The sequence below is a fragment of the Cellulosimicrobium sp. SL-1 genome (genome assembly GCF_011033075.1).
Lineage (GTDB): Bacteria > Actinomycetota > Actinomycetes > Actinomycetales > Cellulomonadaceae > Cellulosimicrobium > Cellulosimicrobium funkei.
The window spans coordinates 110814-127179 of the sequence record NZ_JAACJC010000006.1 but is presented as its reverse complement, the minus strand read 5'-3'; the positions used below and the strand labels follow the sequence as shown (position 1 = coordinate 127179).

General features: G+C 77.9%; 15 protein-coding genes. 11 read left to right on the top strand and 4 right to left on the bottom strand.

Annotation, left to right across the window (positions count from 1 at the left end; genetic code table 11):
- The first annotated feature begins 70 nt into the window (after positions 1-70).
- Genes GWJ10_RS10850 through GWJ10_RS10810 form a run of 9 tightly spaced genes read left to right on the top strand, consistent with a single transcriptional unit; the run spans position 71 to position 11134 of the window.
- Entirely contained in the window at positions 71-1747 is a 1677-nt protein-coding gene (locus GWJ10_RS10850; protein ID WP_163187408.1) for a carbamoyltransferase C-terminal domain-containing protein, read from the top strand.
- Complete coding sequence (locus tag GWJ10_RS20070; protein ID WP_346773829.1) at positions 1744-3399, top strand: HAD-IIIA family hydrolase; 1656 nt, start codon at positions 1744-1746, stop codon at positions 3397-3399. Before GWJ10_RS10850 ends, GWJ10_RS20070 begins: the two co-directional genes overlap by 4 nt.
- Positions 3396-4472: a glycosyltransferase family 9 protein gene (locus tag GWJ10_RS10840; protein WP_163187406.1), complete on the top strand. Its 1077-nt coding sequence runs from the start codon at positions 3396-3398 to the stop codon at positions 4470-4472. Before GWJ10_RS20070 ends, GWJ10_RS10840 begins: the two co-directional genes overlap by 4 nt.
- A complete protein-coding gene (locus GWJ10_RS10835; RefSeq protein WP_163187404.1) occupies positions 4469-5500 on the top strand; it encodes a glycosyltransferase in 1032 nt (343 codons plus the stop codon). Before GWJ10_RS10840 ends, GWJ10_RS10835 begins: the two co-directional genes overlap by 4 nt.
- A complete protein-coding gene (locus tag GWJ10_RS10830) occupies positions 5497-6771 on the top strand; it encodes a glycosyltransferase (RefSeq protein WP_163187402.1) in 1275 nt (424 codons plus the stop codon). Before GWJ10_RS10835 ends, GWJ10_RS10830 begins: the two co-directional genes overlap by 4 nt.
- On the top strand, positions 6768-8981 hold the full coding sequence (locus GWJ10_RS10825) for a PfkB family carbohydrate kinase (protein WP_163187400.1): 2214 nt from the start codon (positions 6768-6770) through the stop codon (positions 8979-8981). Before GWJ10_RS10830 ends, GWJ10_RS10825 begins: the two co-directional genes overlap by 4 nt.
- Positions 8978-9706: an SDR family oxidoreductase gene (locus GWJ10_RS10820; protein WP_163187398.1), complete on the top strand. Its 729-nt coding sequence runs from the start codon at positions 8978-8980 to the stop codon at positions 9704-9706. The genes GWJ10_RS10825 and GWJ10_RS10820 overlap by 4 nt, the downstream gene beginning before the upstream one ends.
- Complete coding sequence (locus GWJ10_RS10815; protein ID WP_346773828.1) at positions 9697-10836, top strand: glycosyltransferase family 9 protein; 1140 nt, start codon at positions 9697-9699, stop codon at positions 10834-10836. The genes GWJ10_RS10820 and GWJ10_RS10815 overlap by 10 nt, the downstream gene beginning before the upstream one ends.
- A 43-nt stretch (positions 10837-10879) precedes the next feature.
- Positions 10880-11134, top strand: a complete 255-nt coding sequence (locus GWJ10_RS10810) for a DUF6480 family protein (protein ID WP_241005756.1) — start codon at positions 10880-10882, stop codon at positions 11132-11134.
- Here GWJ10_RS10810 and GWJ10_RS10805 read toward each other — a convergent pair.
- Entirely contained in the window at positions 11110-12450 is a 1341-nt protein-coding gene (locus tag GWJ10_RS10805; protein WP_163187397.1) for a nucleotide sugar dehydrogenase, read from the bottom strand. The two genes, GWJ10_RS10810 and GWJ10_RS10805, sit on opposite strands and share 25 nt — an antisense overlap.
- Positions 12447-13493: an NAD-dependent epimerase/dehydratase family protein gene (locus tag GWJ10_RS10800; RefSeq protein WP_163187395.1), complete on the bottom strand. Its 1047-nt coding sequence runs from the start codon at positions 13491-13493 to the stop codon at positions 12447-12449. The genes GWJ10_RS10805 and GWJ10_RS10800 overlap by 4 nt, the downstream gene beginning before the upstream one ends.
- 245 nt (positions 13494-13738) lie before the next feature.
- On the opposite strand from GWJ10_RS10800, the gene GWJ10_RS10795 reads away from it, so the two are divergent.
- Positions 13739-15079 (top strand): APC family permease, encoded by a 1341-nt coding sequence (locus tag GWJ10_RS10795; protein ID WP_163187393.1) that lies wholly within the window; start codon positions 13739-13741, stop codon positions 15077-15079.
- Between the two features lie 44 nt (positions 15080-15123).
- A complete protein-coding gene (locus GWJ10_RS10790) occupies positions 15124-15438 on the top strand; it encodes a hypothetical protein (protein WP_076404730.1) in 315 nt (104 codons plus the stop codon).
- Here the strand turns inward: GWJ10_RS10790 and GWJ10_RS10785 are convergent.
- The gene (locus GWJ10_RS10785; protein ID WP_163187391.1) at positions 15435-15854 is read right to left on the bottom strand and encodes a hypothetical protein; all 420 of its coding nucleotides are present in this window, start codon (positions 15852-15854) and stop codon (positions 15435-15437) included. The two genes, GWJ10_RS10790 and GWJ10_RS10785, sit on opposite strands and share 4 nt — an antisense overlap.
- A gap of 92 nt (positions 15855-15946) precedes the next feature.
- Positions 15947-16360 carry a VOC family protein gene (locus GWJ10_RS10780; RefSeq protein WP_163187664.1) on the bottom strand — a complete coding sequence of 138 codons (414 nt, stop codon included), beginning with the start codon at positions 16358-16360 and terminating at the stop codon, positions 15947-15949.
- Between the last annotated feature and the right edge of the window lie 6 nt (positions 16361-16366).

The following is a 16366-nucleotide window of genomic DNA, read 5'->3' as shown; positions in this document are numbered from 1 at the left end:
TCAGGTCCAGTGCCCCCGGTTTCTCGAGGCGCACCACGAGCCTGACCCGAACGAGGAAGGCTCGCAGCCCATGCGCGTCCTCGGAGTCAACGCCCTGTTCCACGACCCGTCCGCCGCCCTCGTCGTCGACGGCCGGGTGGTCGCCGCCGCGGAGGAGGAGCGCTTCTCGCGGCGCAAGCACGGCAAGCGACCGCTGCCGTTCGCGGCGTGGGAGCTCCCCGAGAAGGCGATGGCCTGGTGCCTCGAGGAGGGCGGGCTGCGCCCCCAGGACCTGGACGCCGTCGCGTACTCGTTCGACCCGGCGCTGGCCAAGCCCGCCGAGGAGATGGGCCTGCCGGACCCGTGGGACTGGCTGCGCGTGCAGTACGCCGAGCGCGCGCCGCAGTTCCTCGCCACCGCGCTGCCGGGCCTGTCCCCCGCGACGGTGCGGTTCGTGCCGCACGAGGTCGCGCACGCGGCGTCGGCCGCGCTGGCGTCGCCGTTCCCGGTCGCGAGCGTCCTGTCGCTCGACGGCCGCGGGGAGCGATCGTCGCACCTCGCGGGCCGGTACGACCACGGCCGCCTCGAGGTGCTCGCGAGCCAGGAGCTGCCGCACTCGCTCGGGCTGGTCTACGAGTCGCTCACCGAGCACCTGGGCTTCCTGCGGTCGAGCGACGAGTACAAGGTCATGGCGCTCGCGTCGTACGGCGAGCCGCGCTTCCTCGACGACCTGCGCGAGGTGCTCTACGCGACCGGCGACGGCGGCTTCGTCGCCGAGGTTCCCGACTGGGAGCGCTGGGCGCCGCGCCGCACGGACGACGGCACCTGGGGCACCGCGCACGGCGGCCGGGCCGAGCACGCCGACCTCGCGGCGTCGGTGCAGGCGCGGCTCGAGGAGGTGCTCGTCGACCTCGCAACGTGGCTCCACGGGCAGACGGGCGACCGCGTGCTGACCATGGCGGGCGGCACGGCGCTGAACTGCGTCGCGAACTCGCGGGTCTGGCGCGAGTCGCCGTTCGAGGAGGTCTGGGTCCAGCCCGCGGCGGGCGACTCCGGCACGGCGCTGGGCGCCGCCCTCCAGCTCGCCGCGGAGGCGGGCGACACCGTCGAGCCGATGGGCTCGGCGGCGCTCGGCCGGGCGTGGGGCGACGAGGCGCTCGCCCGGTGGCTGCGCACCGCGCAGGTGCCGTTCACGACGCCCGACGACCTGCCCGCCGAGGTCGGACGCATCCTCGCCGACAACGGCGTCGTGGCGTGGTTCGACGGCCGCGCCGAGCTCGGACCGCGCGCGCTGGGGCACCGCTCCCTGCTCGCCCATCCCGGGCCGGTGGAGAACCTGGAGCGGCTCAACGACGTCAAGGGCCGCGAGCAGTTCCGGCCCGTCGCGCCGATGGTCCTGCTCGAGGACGCCGCGGAGATCTTCTCCGGCGGTCCGGTCCCGAGCCCGTACATGCTCTTCGTGCACGAGGTGGCGCCCGCGTGGCGCGACCGGATCGCCGCCGTCGTGCACGTGGACGGGACCGCGCGCATCCAGACCGTCGACGACTCGACCCCGCGCCTGCGGGCCACGATCCGGGCGTTCAAGGAGCTGACCGGGCTGCCGGTCGTCGTCAACACGAGCCTCAACACCGCGGGGCGCCCCATGGTCGACGACCCGCGCGACGCGCTCGAGCTCTTCGGGTCCGCCCCCGTGGACGCGCTCGTGCTCGGCCCGCACCTCGTGCGCCGGCCCGACGTGTTCGCCGCTCCGTCCGGGGCGACGGCGTGAGCGCGCCCGCGGGCCGTCCCGCTCCCCCGGTGCCGTACGCCGTCGTCGTGCCCTCCATCGGCCGCCCGTCGCTCGACCGGCTCCTGAAGTCCCTCGTCGCCCAGGCCGACGGCCCGGGCTCCCCCGGGCCGGCCGAAGTCGTCGTCGCGGACGACCGCCGGCTGCCGCGGCTCGGCACGACCGACCCGGTGCCCGACCCGCTCGACCTCGGGGACGCCGGCCGTGCGCTCGGCGCGCGCGTCGTGCGCACCGGGGGCCGGGGCCCGGCCGCCGCGCGCAACGCCGGGTGGCGCTCGACGACCGCGCCGTGGGTCGTGCTCCTCGACGACGACGTCGAGCTCCCCGCCGGGTGGGCGCGCCTCCTCGCGCACGACCTCGCGGCGGCGACGCCCCGCACCGGCGGCGTGCAGGGCCGCCTGCACGTGCCGCTGCCCGCGCACCGCCGTCCGACGGACTGGGAGCGCGGGACCGCCGGGCTCGAGCGCGCGGCCTGGGCGACCGCCGACATGGCGTACCGGCGCGCCGCGCTCGAGCAGGTCGGCGGGTTCGACGAGCGCTTCCCCCGCGCCTACCGCGAGGACGCCGACCTCGCGCTGCGCGTGCGCGAGGCGGGCTGGGAGCTCGTGCGCGGCACGCGCACGACGACGCACCCCGTGCGCCCCGCGGACGACGCGGTGAGCCTGCGCGTGCAGGCCGGGACCCGCGACGACGCGACGTTCCGCGCCCTGCACGGGCCGGGGTGGCGCGAGCGTGCCGAGACGGGCCGCGGCCGCCTCGCGTGGCACGTCGCGACCGTCGCGGCCGCCGCGGTCGGCGTCGGCGGGCTCGTCGCGCGGCGCCCGCGCGTCGCGGCGCTCGGCGCGCTCGGGTGGGCGGCCCTCACCGCGCAGTTCCTCGGGCGCCGCCTCGCGCCGGGGCCGCGGCCGGGCGACGACGCGTTCGGGCCCGAGCTGCGGCGCATGGCGTGGACGAGCGCCGCCATCCCGTTCGCCGCGGTGCGGCACCGCGTCGCGGGCACGCTCGCCGCCCGGCGCGGGCTCGAGCCGTGGCCGCCGCCGCTCGCGGCCGTGCTCCTCGACCGTGACGGCACGCTCGTGCACGACGTCCCGTACAACGGCGACCCGGCGGCGGTGCGTCCCGTCGAGGGCGCTCGCGCCGTGCTCGACGACCTGCGCGCCCGCGGGGTCCGGCTCGGCGTGGTGTCCAACCAGTCCGGCGTCGGGCGCGGGCTGCTCAGCCGCACGCAGGTCGACGCCGTGAACGCGCGCGTCGAGGAGCTGCTGGGCCCGTTCGACACGTGGCAGGTCTGCCCGCACGCGCCGGACGACGCGTGCGTGTGCCGCAAGCCCGGTCCCGGCCTCGTGCTCGCCGCGGCGGCCGACCTCGGCGTCGAGCCGTGGCGGTGCGCCGTCGTGGGCGACATCGGCGCCGACGTGGGCGCCGCGCTCGCCGCGGGCGCGACCCCGGTCCTCGTGCCGACGCCCGTCACGCGCGCCGAGGAGGTCGCCGCCGCCCCGTGCGTCGTGCCGGACCTCGCCGCGGCGGTCCGCGCGCTCGACGACCGCCTGCCCGGCCCGCCCCGGGAGCAGTCCCCCGACGCGTCGGTTCCCGGCGCGTCCGCGGCGGCGCCGGACGAGGAGCGTGCGGCATGAGCGCCGACGTGCTCGCCGTGCGCCTCGACAGCGACGGCGACGTCCTGCTCACGGGCCCCGCGGTCCGGGCGATGGCGCACGCGACCGCGCGCGACGGCGGCCGCGTGGACGTCCTGGCGGCCCCCGCCGGGCGCGCGGCGGCAGAGCTGCTCCCGGACGTGCGCGACGTGCTCGTCTTCGACGCCCCCTGGTCCGGCTACCGGCCGCCGCCCGTCGACCGCGCGAGCGTGCTCGACCTCGTCGCGACCCTCGCCGAGAGGCGCTACGCCGCCGCGGTCGTCTTCACCTCGTTCCACCAGAGCCCGCTGCCCGCGGCGATGGTGCTCAAGCTCGCGGGCGTCGGGCGCGTCGCCGCCGTGAGCGAGGACTACCCGGGCTCGCTCCTCGACGTGCGGCACACCCGCGCGGACGGCCTGCACGAGGTCGAGGCCGCGCTCGACCTCGCCCGCGCCGCAGGGTTCGGCGCGCCGCCCGACGGCGACCGGCTGCGCGTGCGCGGGCCGCTGCCCGACGTGTCGTCGCTCGTGCCCGCGGGGCCCTACGTCGTCGTGCACCCCGGCGCGTCCGTCCCCGCCCGGGCGCCCGCGCCCGACCACGCGCGCGACCTCGTCGCGGCGCTGGTCCGCGCGGGCCACGAGGTGGTCGTCACGGGCGGGCCCGGCGAGACGGACCTCGCGGCGCACGTCGCCGCCGGGCGCGCGCGGGACCTGTCGGGGCGCACGGACCTCGCGGGCTTGGCCGCGGTGCTCGCCGGCGCCCGGTGCGTCGTCGTCGGCAACACGGGGCCCGCGCACCTGGCCGCCGCGGTGGGCAGGCCCGTCGTGTCCCTCTTCGCCCCCGTGGTCCCCGCGGAGCGCTGGGCGCCGTGGGGCGTGCCGACCGTCCTGCTCGGCGACCAGGAGGCCGCGTGCCGCGGCACGCGCGCCCGGGTGTGCCCGGTGCCCGGCCACCCGTGCCTCGGCGTCGACACGGCCGACGTCGTCGCGGCCGTCGACCGGCTCGCCGTCCCGCACGTCGTGGGGACGCCCGCGCCCCGCGCGACACCGCTCCGGACCGTGGGGGTGACCCGATGAGGATCCTCGCGTGGCACGTGCACGGGTCGTGGGCGACGTCGTTCGTCGCCGGCGGCCACGAGTACCTGGTCCCGGTCGTCCCCGACCGCGGGCCCGACGGCCGCGGCCGCGCGCGCACCTGGGACTGGCCGCCCGGGGCGCGCGAGGTCGCGCCGGACGAGCTCGCCGACCTCGCGGCGGACCGCGCGATCGACGTCGTGGTGCTCCAGCGCCCCGAGGAGGTCGAGCTGCTGCGGCGCTGGACCGGGCTCGTGCCCGGCCGCGACGTGCCCGCCGTGTACGTCGAGCACAACGCCCCGACCGGCCACGCGGCCGCGACCCGGCACCCGCTCGCCGACCTCGACGTCGTCGAGGAGGGCCTCGTGCCGATCGTGCACGTCACGGCGTTCAACGCGCTCATGTGGGACACGGGCGACGCGCGCACGCTCGTCGTCGACCACGGCATCCCCGACCCCGGCCCGCTGTACACCGGGGAGCGGGCGAGCGTCGGGGTCGTCGTCAACGAGCCCGTGCGGCGCTGGCGCGTCGCCGGGACCGACGTGCTCGTCGGGCTGGGGCGGCACGTGCCGCTCGACGTCTACGGCATGGGCGTCGGCAAGCTCGCCGAGCACCTCGCGGCGCCCGGCGCCGCGCCGCACGACCCGCCGCACGACCTGCCGCACGACCTCCCGCACGGCCTGCACGACGACGTCCCTCAGGCCGCGATGCACGCGCGGCTCGCGACGTCGCGCGCCTACCTGCACCCCTACCGCTGGACGAGCCTCGGGCTCTCCCTGCTCGAGGCGATGGCGCTCGGGATGCCCGTCCTCGCGCTGCCGACCACCGAGGCGCCCGTCGCGGTGCCCCCGGCCGCGGGGCTCCTCAGCGCCTGTCCCGACGAGCTCGCCGCGACCGCGCGGCGCTGGCTCGCCGACCCCGACGACGCCCGCGAGCACGGCCGGGCGGCCCGCGCCCACGTGCTCGAGCACTACTCCCACGCCGCGTTCCTGCGACGCTGGGACACGGTCCTGACGGAGGTGACCTCATGAAGATCGCGATGATCTCGGAGCACGCCAGCCCCCTCGCCGCCCTCGGCGGCGTCGACGCCGGAGGGCAGAACGTGCACGTCGCATCGCTCGCCACGCGGCTCGGCGCGCAGGGCCACCGCGTGGAGGTGTTCACGCGCCGCGACGACGCGTCCCTCCCGGAGCGCGTCCCGCTCGCGCGCGGCGTCGAGGTCGTGCACGTGGACGCCGGTCCGCCGGTGCCCGTGCCCAAGGACGACCTCCTGCCCCACATGGACGCGTTCGGCGCCGACCTCCTGCGGCGGTGGATCGAGCCCGGGCCCCGGCCCGACGTCGTGCACGCCCACTTCTGGATGTCCGGGATCGCGGGCCTGCTGTCCGCGCCCCCGCTCGGGGTCCCGCTCGTGCAGACCTTCCACGCGCTCGGCTCCGTCAAGCGCCGCCACCAGGGCGCGCACGACACGAGCCCCGCCGAGCGCGTGGCCCGCGAGCGCCTGCTGTGCCGCGCGGTCGACCGGATCGTCGCGACGTGCGCCGACGAGGTCGCGGAGCTCGTCGCGCTCGGCGCCGACCCCGACCGCATCGACGTCGTGCCGTGCGGCGTGGACCTCGGCCGCTTCCTGCCCGACCCGGACCGCACCGAGCACCTGCACCGCGAGCCCGGCCGCCTGCGCCTGCTCTCGGTGGGCCGGCTCGTCGAGCGCAAGGGCGTCGACACCGTCATCGAGGCGCTCGCCGCGCTGCCGGGCGCGGAGCTCGTCGTCGCGGGCGGCCCCGCGCCGGGCGCGCTCGACGACGACCCCGAGGTGCTGCGGCTGCGCGCCGTCGCGCTGGCCTCCGGCGTCGCGGACCGCGTGCGGTTCGTGGGCAGCGTGACGCAGGACGACGTGCGCGACCTCATGCACGCCGCCGACGCCGTCGTGTGCGACCCCTGGTACGAGCCCTTCGGGATCGTCCCGCTCGAGGCCGCCGCGTGCGGGCGTCCCGTCGTGGGCGCGGCCGTGGGCGGGCTGCTCGACTCGGTCGTCGACGGGCGCACGGGCCTGCTCGTCCCGCCGCGCGACCCCGGGGCGCTCGCCGCCGCGCTGCGCCGGCTCGCCGACGACCCGGCGTTCGCGGAACGCCTCGGCTCGGCCGCGCGGCTGCGCGCCGAGCACCTGTACGGCTGGGTCACGGTCGCGGAGCGCACCGCCGAGTCGTACGAGCGCGTCACCGCGGCCCGCCAAGCCGAGCGCGGTCGCGCCCGGCCGGTGGCGGCCGGGCGCACCGCGCTGCGGGCGGTGAGCGCACCGTGACCGCGCCCCGGACGCCCTACGGCGACACCCCCGGTGCCGGGTCCGGCGACGGCCCGCACGACGCCGCGCGCCGCTGGCTGCGCGCGCACGCCGACGACCTGCACGACGGCCTCGACCTGCTCACCGCCGAGGCGGGCCGGATCGACGCGTGGGGGGCACGGCTCGCCGACACGGTGCTCGCGGGCGGGCGGCTGCTCGTCGCGGGCAACGGGGGCAGCGCCGCCGAGGCGCAGCACCTCACCGCCGAGCTCGTGGGCCGCTTCGACGGCGAGCGCACCCCGCTGTCCGCGATCAGCCTGCACGCGGAGACGTCGAGCCTCACGGCGATCGTCAACGACTACGGCATCGCCGAGATGTACGCGCGCCAGGTCGCGGCGCACGGTCGCCCCGGCGACGTGCTCGTGCTCCTGTCGACCTCCGGCGAGAGCGAGAACGTCGTCGCGGCGGCCCACCGGGCCCGCGAGCTCGGCCTCACCACGTGGGCGCTCACGGGCCCGCGGGACTGCGCGCTCGCGGCCGCGTGCGACGACGTGCTCGCCCTGCGCGGCGCGTCGACCTCGTCCGTCCAGGAGCTGCACCTCGTCGTCGTGCACGCGCTGTGCGCCGCGCTCGACGCGCACGTACGCCACCGCGAGGCGCACGCCGCGGCAGACCTCCCGGGCGCCGGGTCGGCCGACGACCGGCCGGCCCCGGCACCCCCACCGGCCTCCGCGGCGGCGACCGGACCGCAGGTGGTCGTCGTCGGGGACGTGCTCCTCGACCGTGACGTCGACGGCCAGGTGACCCGCTTCTCCCCCGACGGTCCCGTCCCCGTCGTCGACACGCTCGGCGTGCGACGCAGCCCCGGCGGCGCGGGGCTGACCGCGCTCCTCGCGACCGACGGCGCGGGCGTGCGCCTCGTCGCGCCGTTCGGCGACGACGACGCGGGCTCCGAGCTGCGGGCCCTGCTGCGCCCGCACCTCGACGTCGTCGCCCTGCCGCAGGTCGGCACGACGCGGCGCAAGACCCGCGTGCGCTCCGGCGGCCAGACGGTCGTGCGCGTCGACGACGGCGGCCCCGCCCGCCCTGGCGACCTGTCGGAGCGCGCGGCGCGGGCGGCGCTCGCGGGCGCGGACGTCGTGCTCGTGTCCGACTACGGCGCGGGGACGACCCACGCCGGGCCGGTCCGCGACGCGCTCGCGCACGCGGCCCGCACCGGGACGCTCGTGTGGGACCCGCACCCGCGCGGCGGCGCCCCGGTCCCCGGGACGGCGCTCGTGACGCCCAACCTCGCGGAGGCGCTCGACGCCGCGGAGGCGCTCGGCCTCGACGCGACGCCCGACGACCCCGGTGGCCTCGCGCGGTCGCTCGCGGCCGCGTGGGACGTGGGGGCGGTGTGCGTCACGGCGGGCGACCGCGGGGCCTTCGTCGCGCGCGCGGACGGCGAGCCCGCGTACGTGCCCGCGACCGTCGCGCACGGCGACCCGTGCGGCGCGGGCGACCGCTTCGCCTCGACGGTCGCGGTCGCGCTCGCCCGGGGCGAGGGGCTCGTCCCGGCGGTCGTCGCCGCCGTCGCCTCGGCCTCGGCCTGGGTCGCGGCGGGCGGCGCGGAGGGTTACCGGCGCCGGGCCGACTCCCCCGCCGACCGCACGCCGGGCGCGGCCCGGGAGCACGCGACGGGTCCCGCGTCAGGGGCCCCGACCCCCTCCGGCGCCACGCAGGACGCCCCGCCGTCGGACCCCGACGCGCCCGAGGCCGTGGCCGCCCGGCTGCGTGCCGCGGGCGGCACCGTCGTCGCTACGGGCGGCTGCTTCGACATCCTGCACGCCGGGCACGTCGCGACGCTCGAGGCGGCCGCGCGCCTGGGCGACCACCTCGTCGTGCTGCTCAACGGCGACGCGTCGGTGCGGCGGCTCAAGGGGCCGCAGCGCCCCGTCGTCGGGCAGGCCGACCGGGCCCGGGTCCTCGCCGCGCTCGACTGCGTGGCCGCCGTCGTCGTGTTCGACGAGGACGACCCGCGCGCCGCGCTCGACCGCCTGCGCCCCGACGTCTGGGCGAAGGGCGGCGACTACACGGAGGAGACGCTCCCCGAGGCGGAGACGGTCCGGCGCCACGGCGGCCGGGTCGTCGTCCTGCCCTACGTCGACGGCCGTTCCACGACCTCGATCCTCGAACGCTCCGGGCGGTTCGCGCCCGGGGCCCCCACCCTGACGGAGGAGACCACCGGATGACCACCACCACGTCCGCCCAGCGGACCGACGTCCCCACGCCCCGCGAGCTCGGCACCGTCTACGTCACCGGGGGCGCGAGCGGCCTAGGGGCCGCGCTCGTCGAGGCGGTGACGGCGGCGGGCGGCAAGCCGGTCGTGCTGGACCGGGTCGCGCCCGCCGACGGCGTGCCGCACGCGGTCGTCGACCTGTCCGACTCCGCCGCCGCGGCCGCCGCGGTCGAGCGGCTCGCGCTCGAGGTCGGGCCGCCCGACGCCGTCGTCACGGCCGCCGGCACCGATGCGTGCGGGCGCCTCGACGAAATCGACGTCGAGACGTGGGAGCGCGTCGTGCGCGTCAACCTGTTCGGCACGGTCGCCGTCGTGCGCGCCGCGCTGCCGTTCCTCGAGGAGCGCCGCGGCACGGTCGTCACGGTGGCGTCGACGCTCGGCCTCAAGGGGGTCTCGGACGCGACCGCCTACTGCGCGTCGAAGTTCGCGGTGCGCGGGTTCTCCCAGGCGCTCGCCGCGGAGCTCGCGGGCCGCGTCGGCGTCACGTGCCTCGTGCCCGGCGGGATGCGCACCGCGTTCTTCGACGGCCGCACCGAGCAGTACAAGCCGGGGCCGGACGCCGACCTCAACGACCCGCGCGCGACCGCGGCCGCCGTCGTGACGGCGCTGCGCCAGCCGGTGGGCTGCGAGATCCGCGAGATGCTCGTCATGGCGTCCGGCGAGACGTCGTGGCCGTGACGGCGGGCGCGACGGAGCTGGCGCCCGACCTGCCGGGGCTCGCGGGGCAGGACGAGGGGACCGTCCTCGTGCTGCGCGCGCTCGGGCTCGGGGACGCGCTGACGGCCGTGCCCGCGCTGCGGGGCGTGCGGCGCGCGTGGCCCGGTCGGCGCGTGCTCCTCGCCGCGCCAGCGGAGGTCGGCGGCTGGTTGCGCGACCTCGGCCTCGTCGACGGCGTCGTGCCGACCCGCGGTCTTGAGCCGCTCGCCTGGGCGCAGGAGGCGCGGACGCTCACCGGCGCGGACCCCGGGCACGTGGCGGTGAACCTGCACGGCAGCGGTCCCGAGAGCCACCGGGTGCTGCTCCACACCGCCCCGGAGCGGGTCGTCGCGTTCGCGTCGGGCGACGCGGGGGTCGACGGGCCGCACTGGGACCCGGACGAGCACGAGGTCGACCGCTGGTGCCGGCTCGTCACCGCGGCGGGCGGCGCGTGCTCGCGCGAGGACCTGCGGCTCGACCCGCCGGGGTCGCGCGGGCGCCACGTCGTCGTGCACCCCGGCGCGGCGTCCGGCGCGCGCCGCTGGCCCGCGGACCGCTTCGCCGCGGTCGCGCGCGACCTCGCGGCCGCCGGTCACGACGTCGTCGTCACGGGCGGCCCCGACGAGCGCGACCTGTGCGCGCGGGTCGTGGCCGACGCGGACGCCGCCCTCGGCGGCCCCGCGGGGGCGCCGGACGGGACCGGCAGCGTGACCGACACGGCCGGGACGCTCGACCTGCCCGCGCTCGCCGACGTCGTCGCGACGGCCCGGCTCGTCGTCTGCGGGGACACGGGCGTGGCCCACCTGGCGACCGCGTACGGCACCCCGTCGGTGGTGCTGTTCGGCCCGACGCCGCCCGCCACGTGGGGCCCCGCCGTGGACCCGGAGCGGCACGCGGTGCTCTGGCACGGCGACACGGAGCAGAGGCCGGCGCACGCGCCCGACGACGCGGCGCGCGGCTACCGGGGTGACCCGCACGCCGCCGACCTCGACCCGGCGCTCGGCCGCATCACCGTCGCCGAGGTCGTCGCGGCCGCGCGGTCGCTCCTCGCGGGGCCGCAGGACCCCGCCGAGATGCGTGCGGGCGACGAGGACCTGAGCGTCGAGGCATGACCTCCCCCGATCTCGACCCCCGCACCGACGGAAGGACCGCACCATGACCGGACCCGCCTCCCCCGACCCCGACCCGCTGGACGCCTCGCACCGCTCGTCCGCGGCCGACTTCTCGGCGACCGGCGACGTGCAGCCCGGCGAGACCCCGCCCGCGGAGGACCAGGTGAGCGCGCCGCAGGGCCACGAGGAGCACGGCCCGCACCGGGCCGTGCCGTGGGTCTGGATCGGGGTCGTCGGCGTGGTCGCCGTCGTGACGGCCCTGTTCTTCGTGGGCTACGCCGTGGGGCTGCTCGGCTGAGGTCGGGCCGCGCGCGGCGCGGCGACCCCGAGCGCGCGCACGTCCCACCCGGCGGCACGCCACCGCGCGCCGTCGACGGCGTTGCGCGCGTCCACGAGGCGCGGCGTCCGCACCACGTCGGCCATGGCGCCGGGGTCGAGGTCGCGGTACTCGTCCCACTCGGTCGCGAGGACCACGACGTCGGCGCCGGTCGCCGCCTCGCGCGCGTTCGTGGCATACCCGAGCTCGGGAGCGGCCGCCTGCGCGAGCGCGAGGGCCTGCGGGTCGGTGACGACGACGTCGGCCCCCTCCGCGGCGAGCGCCCGGGCCAGCGCGAGGGCGGGCGAGCTGCGCACGTCGTCGCTGTCCGGCTTGAACGCGGCGCCGAGCACCGCCACGCGTCGCCCCGCGAGGGAGCCGCCGCACGCGGTGCGCGCGAGCACGACGGCGCGCTCCCGGCAGCGGTCGTTGATGGCGTCGACCTCGTCGAGGAACGACACGGCCGGGCCGACGCCGAGCTCGCGCGCCCGGGCCGCGAACGCGCGGATGTCCTTGGGCAGGCACCCGCCGCCGAACCCCAGGCCCACGCCCAGGTACTCGCCGCCGATGCGGCGGTCGAGCGCCATGGTGCCGACGAGCGCGACCGCGTCGCCGCCCGCGGCCTCGCACACCTCCGCGACCGCGTTGGCGAACGAGATCTTCGTCGCGAGGAACGCGTTGGCGGCCACCTTCGCGAGCTCCGCGGTCGCGAGGTCGGTCACGAGGCGGGGCACGCCGTCGTCGAGCAGCCGCGCGTAGACGGCGTCGAGGCGCTCGACGAGCGCGTCGCCGTCGTCGGGCACGCCGTAGACGAGCCGGTCCGGGTGCAGCGTGTCCGCGACCGCGTGCCCCTCGCGCAGGAACTCGGGGTTCCAGGCGAGCCGGACGCCGTCGGGCAGGTCCGTCACGAGCCGGGCGGCCGTGCCGACGGGGACGGTCGACTTGCCGACCACCACCGACCCCGGGCGCAGGTGGGGGCGCAGCGCCGCGAGCGCCGCCTCGAGCTGCTGCAGGTCCGCGACGCCGCTGCCCGCCGACTGCGGCGTGCCGACGCACAGGAAGTGCACGTCGGCGACGCCCGCGTGCGCGACGTCGGTCGAGAACGTGAGCGACCCCGCCCCGCCCGGGTCGGCCAGGAGCGCGGCGAGACCTGGCTCGAAGAACGGGGCCCTGCCCTCGGCGAGCGCCGCGACGCGCGCCGGGTCGACGTCGATGCCGACGACCTCGTGCCCCAGGCGCGCGAGAGCCGCCGCGTGGACCGCCCCGAGATAGCCGCAGCCGTGCACGGAGACCCTCATGCCGGCTCACCCGCCTCGTCGGTGGCGCCGCCGCGCGCCGCACCGACCGCGACGGGCGTCTCGCCGCCGCCGTCGGAGCGGAACCACTCGACCGTCCGGGCGAGGCCCTCGGCCCACGGCGTGCGGGCCCGCCAGCCGAGCGTGCGCTCGGCGAGGCTCGTGTCCGGTCGACGGCGGCGCGGGTCGTCCTCGGGCAGGTCGACGTGCACGATCCCGGCGTCGCTCCCCGTCGCCGCGAGCGCGTCCCGCGCGACGCGCTCCACCGTGAGCTCCGTCGGGTCGCCGAGGTTCACCGGGCCCGGGTGGTCGGTGCGCGCGAACGCGAGGATGCCCTCGACGAGGTCGTCCACGAAGCACACCGACCGGGTCTGCGAGCCGTCACCCGCGACGGTCAGCGGCTCGCCCGCGAGCGCCTGCCGCACGAACGTCGGGACCATGCGGCCGTCGTGCCCCCGCATCCGGGGCCCGTACGTGTTGAAGATCCGCACGATCCCCGTGTCCACGCCGCGGCTGCGGCGGTACGCGGCGGTGGTCGCCTCCGCGAACCGCTTGGACTCGTCGTAGACGCTGCGCGGCCCGACGGGGTTCACGTGGCCCCAGTAGTCCTCGCGCTGCGGGTGCACCTCCGGGTCGCCGTACACCTCGGACGTCGAGGCGAGCACGAACCGCGCCCCGGCACGCTCGGCCAGCTCGAGGCCGTGGCGCGTCCCCGCCGAGCCCACGAGCAGGGTCTCGAGCGGGAGCCGGAGGTAGTCCACGGGCGAGGCGGGCGACGCGAGGTGCAGCACGAGGTCGACCCGCTCGGGGTCGGGCACGTCGATCCCGGCGCTGACGTCTCCCTCGACGAAGCGGAACCGCGGCTCGTCGCGCAGCGCGTCGAGGTTGCGGACCCGCCCGGTCGACAGGTCGTCGACGCACACGACCTCGACGCCCTGTCCCACCAGCGCCTCGCACACGTGGCTGCCCACGAACCCGGCACCGCCCAGCACGACGGCGCGGCGCACGGTGCGGGCCGCGCTCGAGGTCTCCGGGGTGTCGCTCATGCTCGTCTCCTCGCGACGGAGCGCGACGCAGGCACGCGGGGACGTTCCGTCCCGCCGGTCGCGCTCGTGCGGACGGGCTCGTGGCTGGACCCGGGGCTCCCACGCTCACACGCCTCCTGTCGGCTCGCACGGCGGCTCGCACGCCGTGCCCGCGCGGGTTCGTCCGGGCACGGGACGGGCGCACGTGGCGGGCGCACGGTCCGGCACCGGGCGCGAGCGATCCGGGGCCGTGGCACGGTGACGCGATGAGCGCACCGACCGCACCCCAGCAGCAGGCCGCCGACCCGGACACCAAGCTGTCCCGTTCGGTCGGGGGACGGCTCCTGTACCTCTTCATCCTCGGCGACGTGCTCGGCGCGGGCGTCTACGCGCTCGTCGGCGAGATGGCCGGCGAGGTGGGCGGCGCCGTCTGGCTGCCGCTCCTCGTCGCCCTCGGCCTCGCCCTGCTGACCGCCGGGTCGTACGCCGAGCTCGTGACCAAGTACCCGCAGGCCGGCGGCGCGGCCGTGTTCGCGGACCGCGCGTTCCGCAGCCCGCTCGTGTCGTTCCTCGTCGGGTTCTCCATGCTCGCCGCAGGCGTGACGAGCGCCGCGGGCCTCTCCCTGGCCTTCGCCGGCGACTACTTCGCGACGTTCGTCGACGCCCCCGACCGCCTCGTGGCCGTGCTGTTCCTCGCCGTGGTGGCCGCGCTCAACGCGCGCGGCATCAAGGAGTCGCTGCGCGCCAACGTCGCGATGACCGCGATCGAGCTGTCCGGGCTCGTGCTCGTCGTCGTGCTCGCCGCCGTCGTGCTGGGGCGCGGCGAAGGGTCGCCGGGCCGCGTCACGCAGTTCGCGGAGGGCACGACGCCGGCGCTCGCCGTCCTCGCGGCCGCCATCCTCGCGTACTACTCGTTCGTCGGGTTCGAGACGTCGGCGAACCTCGCCGAGGAGGTGCGCGACGTGCGCCGCACCTACCCGCGGGCACTGTTCGGCGCGCTCGTCACCGCGGGCGTCGTGTACGTCGCGGTGGGCGTCGCCGCGGTCGCGGTCGTCGACCCCGAGACGCTCGCCGGCTCGACCGGGCCCCTGCTCGAGGTCGTCGACGCGGAGGGGTCGGTGCCCGCCTGGGTGTTCTCCCTCGTGGCGCTGATCGCCGTCGCGAACGGGGCGCTGCTCACGATGATCATGGCGAGCCGGCTCGCGTACGGCATGGCCGAGCAGGGCCTGCTCCCCGCCGCGCTCGGGCGCGTGCTCCCCCGGCGCCGCACGCCGTGGGTCGCGATCGTCGTGACGACCGTGGTCGCGATGGGGCTCGTGTTCACGGGCGACGTCGCGGGCCTCGCCGAGACCGTCGTGCTGCTCCTGCTGCTCGTGTTCGCCTCGACGAACGTCGCGGTCCTCGTGCTGCGCCGCGACCCCGTCGACGCGCCGCACTTCCGCGTCGCGACGGTCGTGCCGGTGCTGGGCGTGGCGTCGTGCGTCCTGCTCCTGACGCAGCAGGACGCCGTGACGTGGCTGCGCGCGGGTATCCTGCTCGCCGTCGGCGCGGTGCTGTACGTCGTGATGCGCTGGACCCGCCGGGCCGCGGACGCACGCGCGGCGTGACGGCGCGGCGCTCGGCTCGGCTCGGCTCGGCTCAGAGGAGGACCGTGGACCCGATCGGCCGAGAGCGTCGCCTGGTCCGTGCCGCCCGGCTCCTGGCCGCCGGCGTCGTGCTGCCGCTCCTCGCCTGGTGGCTCACCACCTGGGAGGGGAACTACCACCTCGGCTCGGTCTGGCACTACGTCAACCAGGCGGAGAGCCGGGCCGAGCCGTGGAGCGCGGCGGCGATCGAGTCCAACCGGGAGCACCTGGTGGCCGCCGCCCTCTTGGCCGTCGCCGGCCTCGTGTGCCTCGTCGCCGGCCTGACGGTGGCCGTCCGGGCACGGCGCGTTCCCGCGGAGGACCGCGAGCAGGACCGCTAGGCGAACGGGACGAACGGCGGTTGCTCCGGTCCTGACAGCATCGACTGGAGCACGAGCGCCACGGTGAGCACCGCGACCGGGATCGCCGCACCGACGAGTGCGCACCGAGCCGCGACCGCGGCCGTCAGCCCGCCGCGAGCCCGGGCGCGGACGGCCAGGCCGACGGCGGAGAGCGCGACGACGAGCAACAGGACGGCACCGACCAGCGCGCGGACGACGACCGGCCGGTCGGGCACCCCGTCGAGCAGCCCGCTCGACCCGGCGTCCAGCCACCACAGCTCCCACAGGTACTCGCTGGCCGCCCGGCCCAGCAGCACGGTGGGCACGGCGGCGGCGAGCGCGGCACCTCCCACGACGAGCGCGGCACCCCGCCGACCTCGGCCCGGCCCGTGCTCCGACCCTTCGCGTGACGTCATGGCGGAAAGGTACCAACAGCGCAGAACGGACGAGCCGCGCTGTTCCCGCGACAGCAGACCTCCGTACCCCTGGGTGGCCCGACGTGCCGCCGTCAGAGAGGCGTCGCCCCGCCGACCGCCTCCGACGCGACGAGCTCGGCCTTGAACCCCGCAGAGTTCTCGAGCCATCCGGCGTAGTGGTCGGGACCGCCGGCGTGCGGGTAACGGTCGTGGTAGAGCGGGCGCCACCCGTGGTCGGGCGCGGCGACCATGAGCGCGTCGACCGTCGCGGGAGCACCGGCCCGGAACGCGAGGTGGTTGACCCCCGGGGCCCGGCGGTCGTGCGTCGCCCTGGTGAGGTTCGGGGACGTCGTGAACGTGAGGTAGGCCCCGCCACCGGCCCACGACTCACCGTCCGGCCACTCGCTGCGGCGCGAGAACCCGAGCGCGCCCAGCAGCCAGCCCCACTCGGTTCGGGCCGTCGCGAGGTCCGCGACCCAGATCTCGACGTGGTGCAGCCCGGTCACGGCACG

Coding starts and splice junctions, on each gene's coding strand:
- GWJ10_RS10820 (WP_163187398.1), top strand. CDS start 8,978: ATGACCACCACCACGTCCGCCCAGCGGACCGACGTCCCCACGCCCCGC.
- GWJ10_RS10800 (WP_163187395.1), bottom strand. CDS start 13,493: ATGAGCGACACCCCGGAGACCTCGAGCGCGGCCCGCACCGTGCGCCGC.
- GWJ10_RS10795 (WP_163187393.1), top strand. CDS start 13,739: ATGAGCGCACCGACCGCACCCCAGCAGCAGGCCGCCGACCCGGACACC.
- GWJ10_RS10805 (WP_163187397.1), bottom strand. CDS start 12,450: ATGAGGGTCTCCGTGCACGGCTGCGGCTATCTCGGGGCGGTCCACGCG.
- GWJ10_RS10830 (WP_163187402.1), top strand. CDS start 5,497: ATGAAGATCGCGATGATCTCGGAGCACGCCAGCCCCCTCGCCGCCCTC.
- GWJ10_RS10810 (WP_241005756.1), top strand. CDS start 10,880: ATGACCGGACCCGCCTCCCCCGACCCCGACCCGCTGGACGCCTCGCAC.
- GWJ10_RS10840 (WP_163187406.1), top strand. CDS start 3,396: ATGAGCGCCGACGTGCTCGCCGTGCGCCTCGACAGCGACGGCGACGTC.
- GWJ10_RS10850 (WP_163187408.1), top strand. CDS start 71: ATGCGCGTCCTCGGAGTCAACGCCCTGTTCCACGACCCGTCCGCCGCC.
- GWJ10_RS10785 (WP_163187391.1), bottom strand. CDS start 15,854: ATGACGTCACGCGAAGGGTCGGAGCACGGGCCGGGCCGAGGTCGGCGG.
- GWJ10_RS10835 (WP_163187404.1), top strand. CDS start 4,469: ATGAGGATCCTCGCGTGGCACGTGCACGGGTCGTGGGCGACGTCGTTC.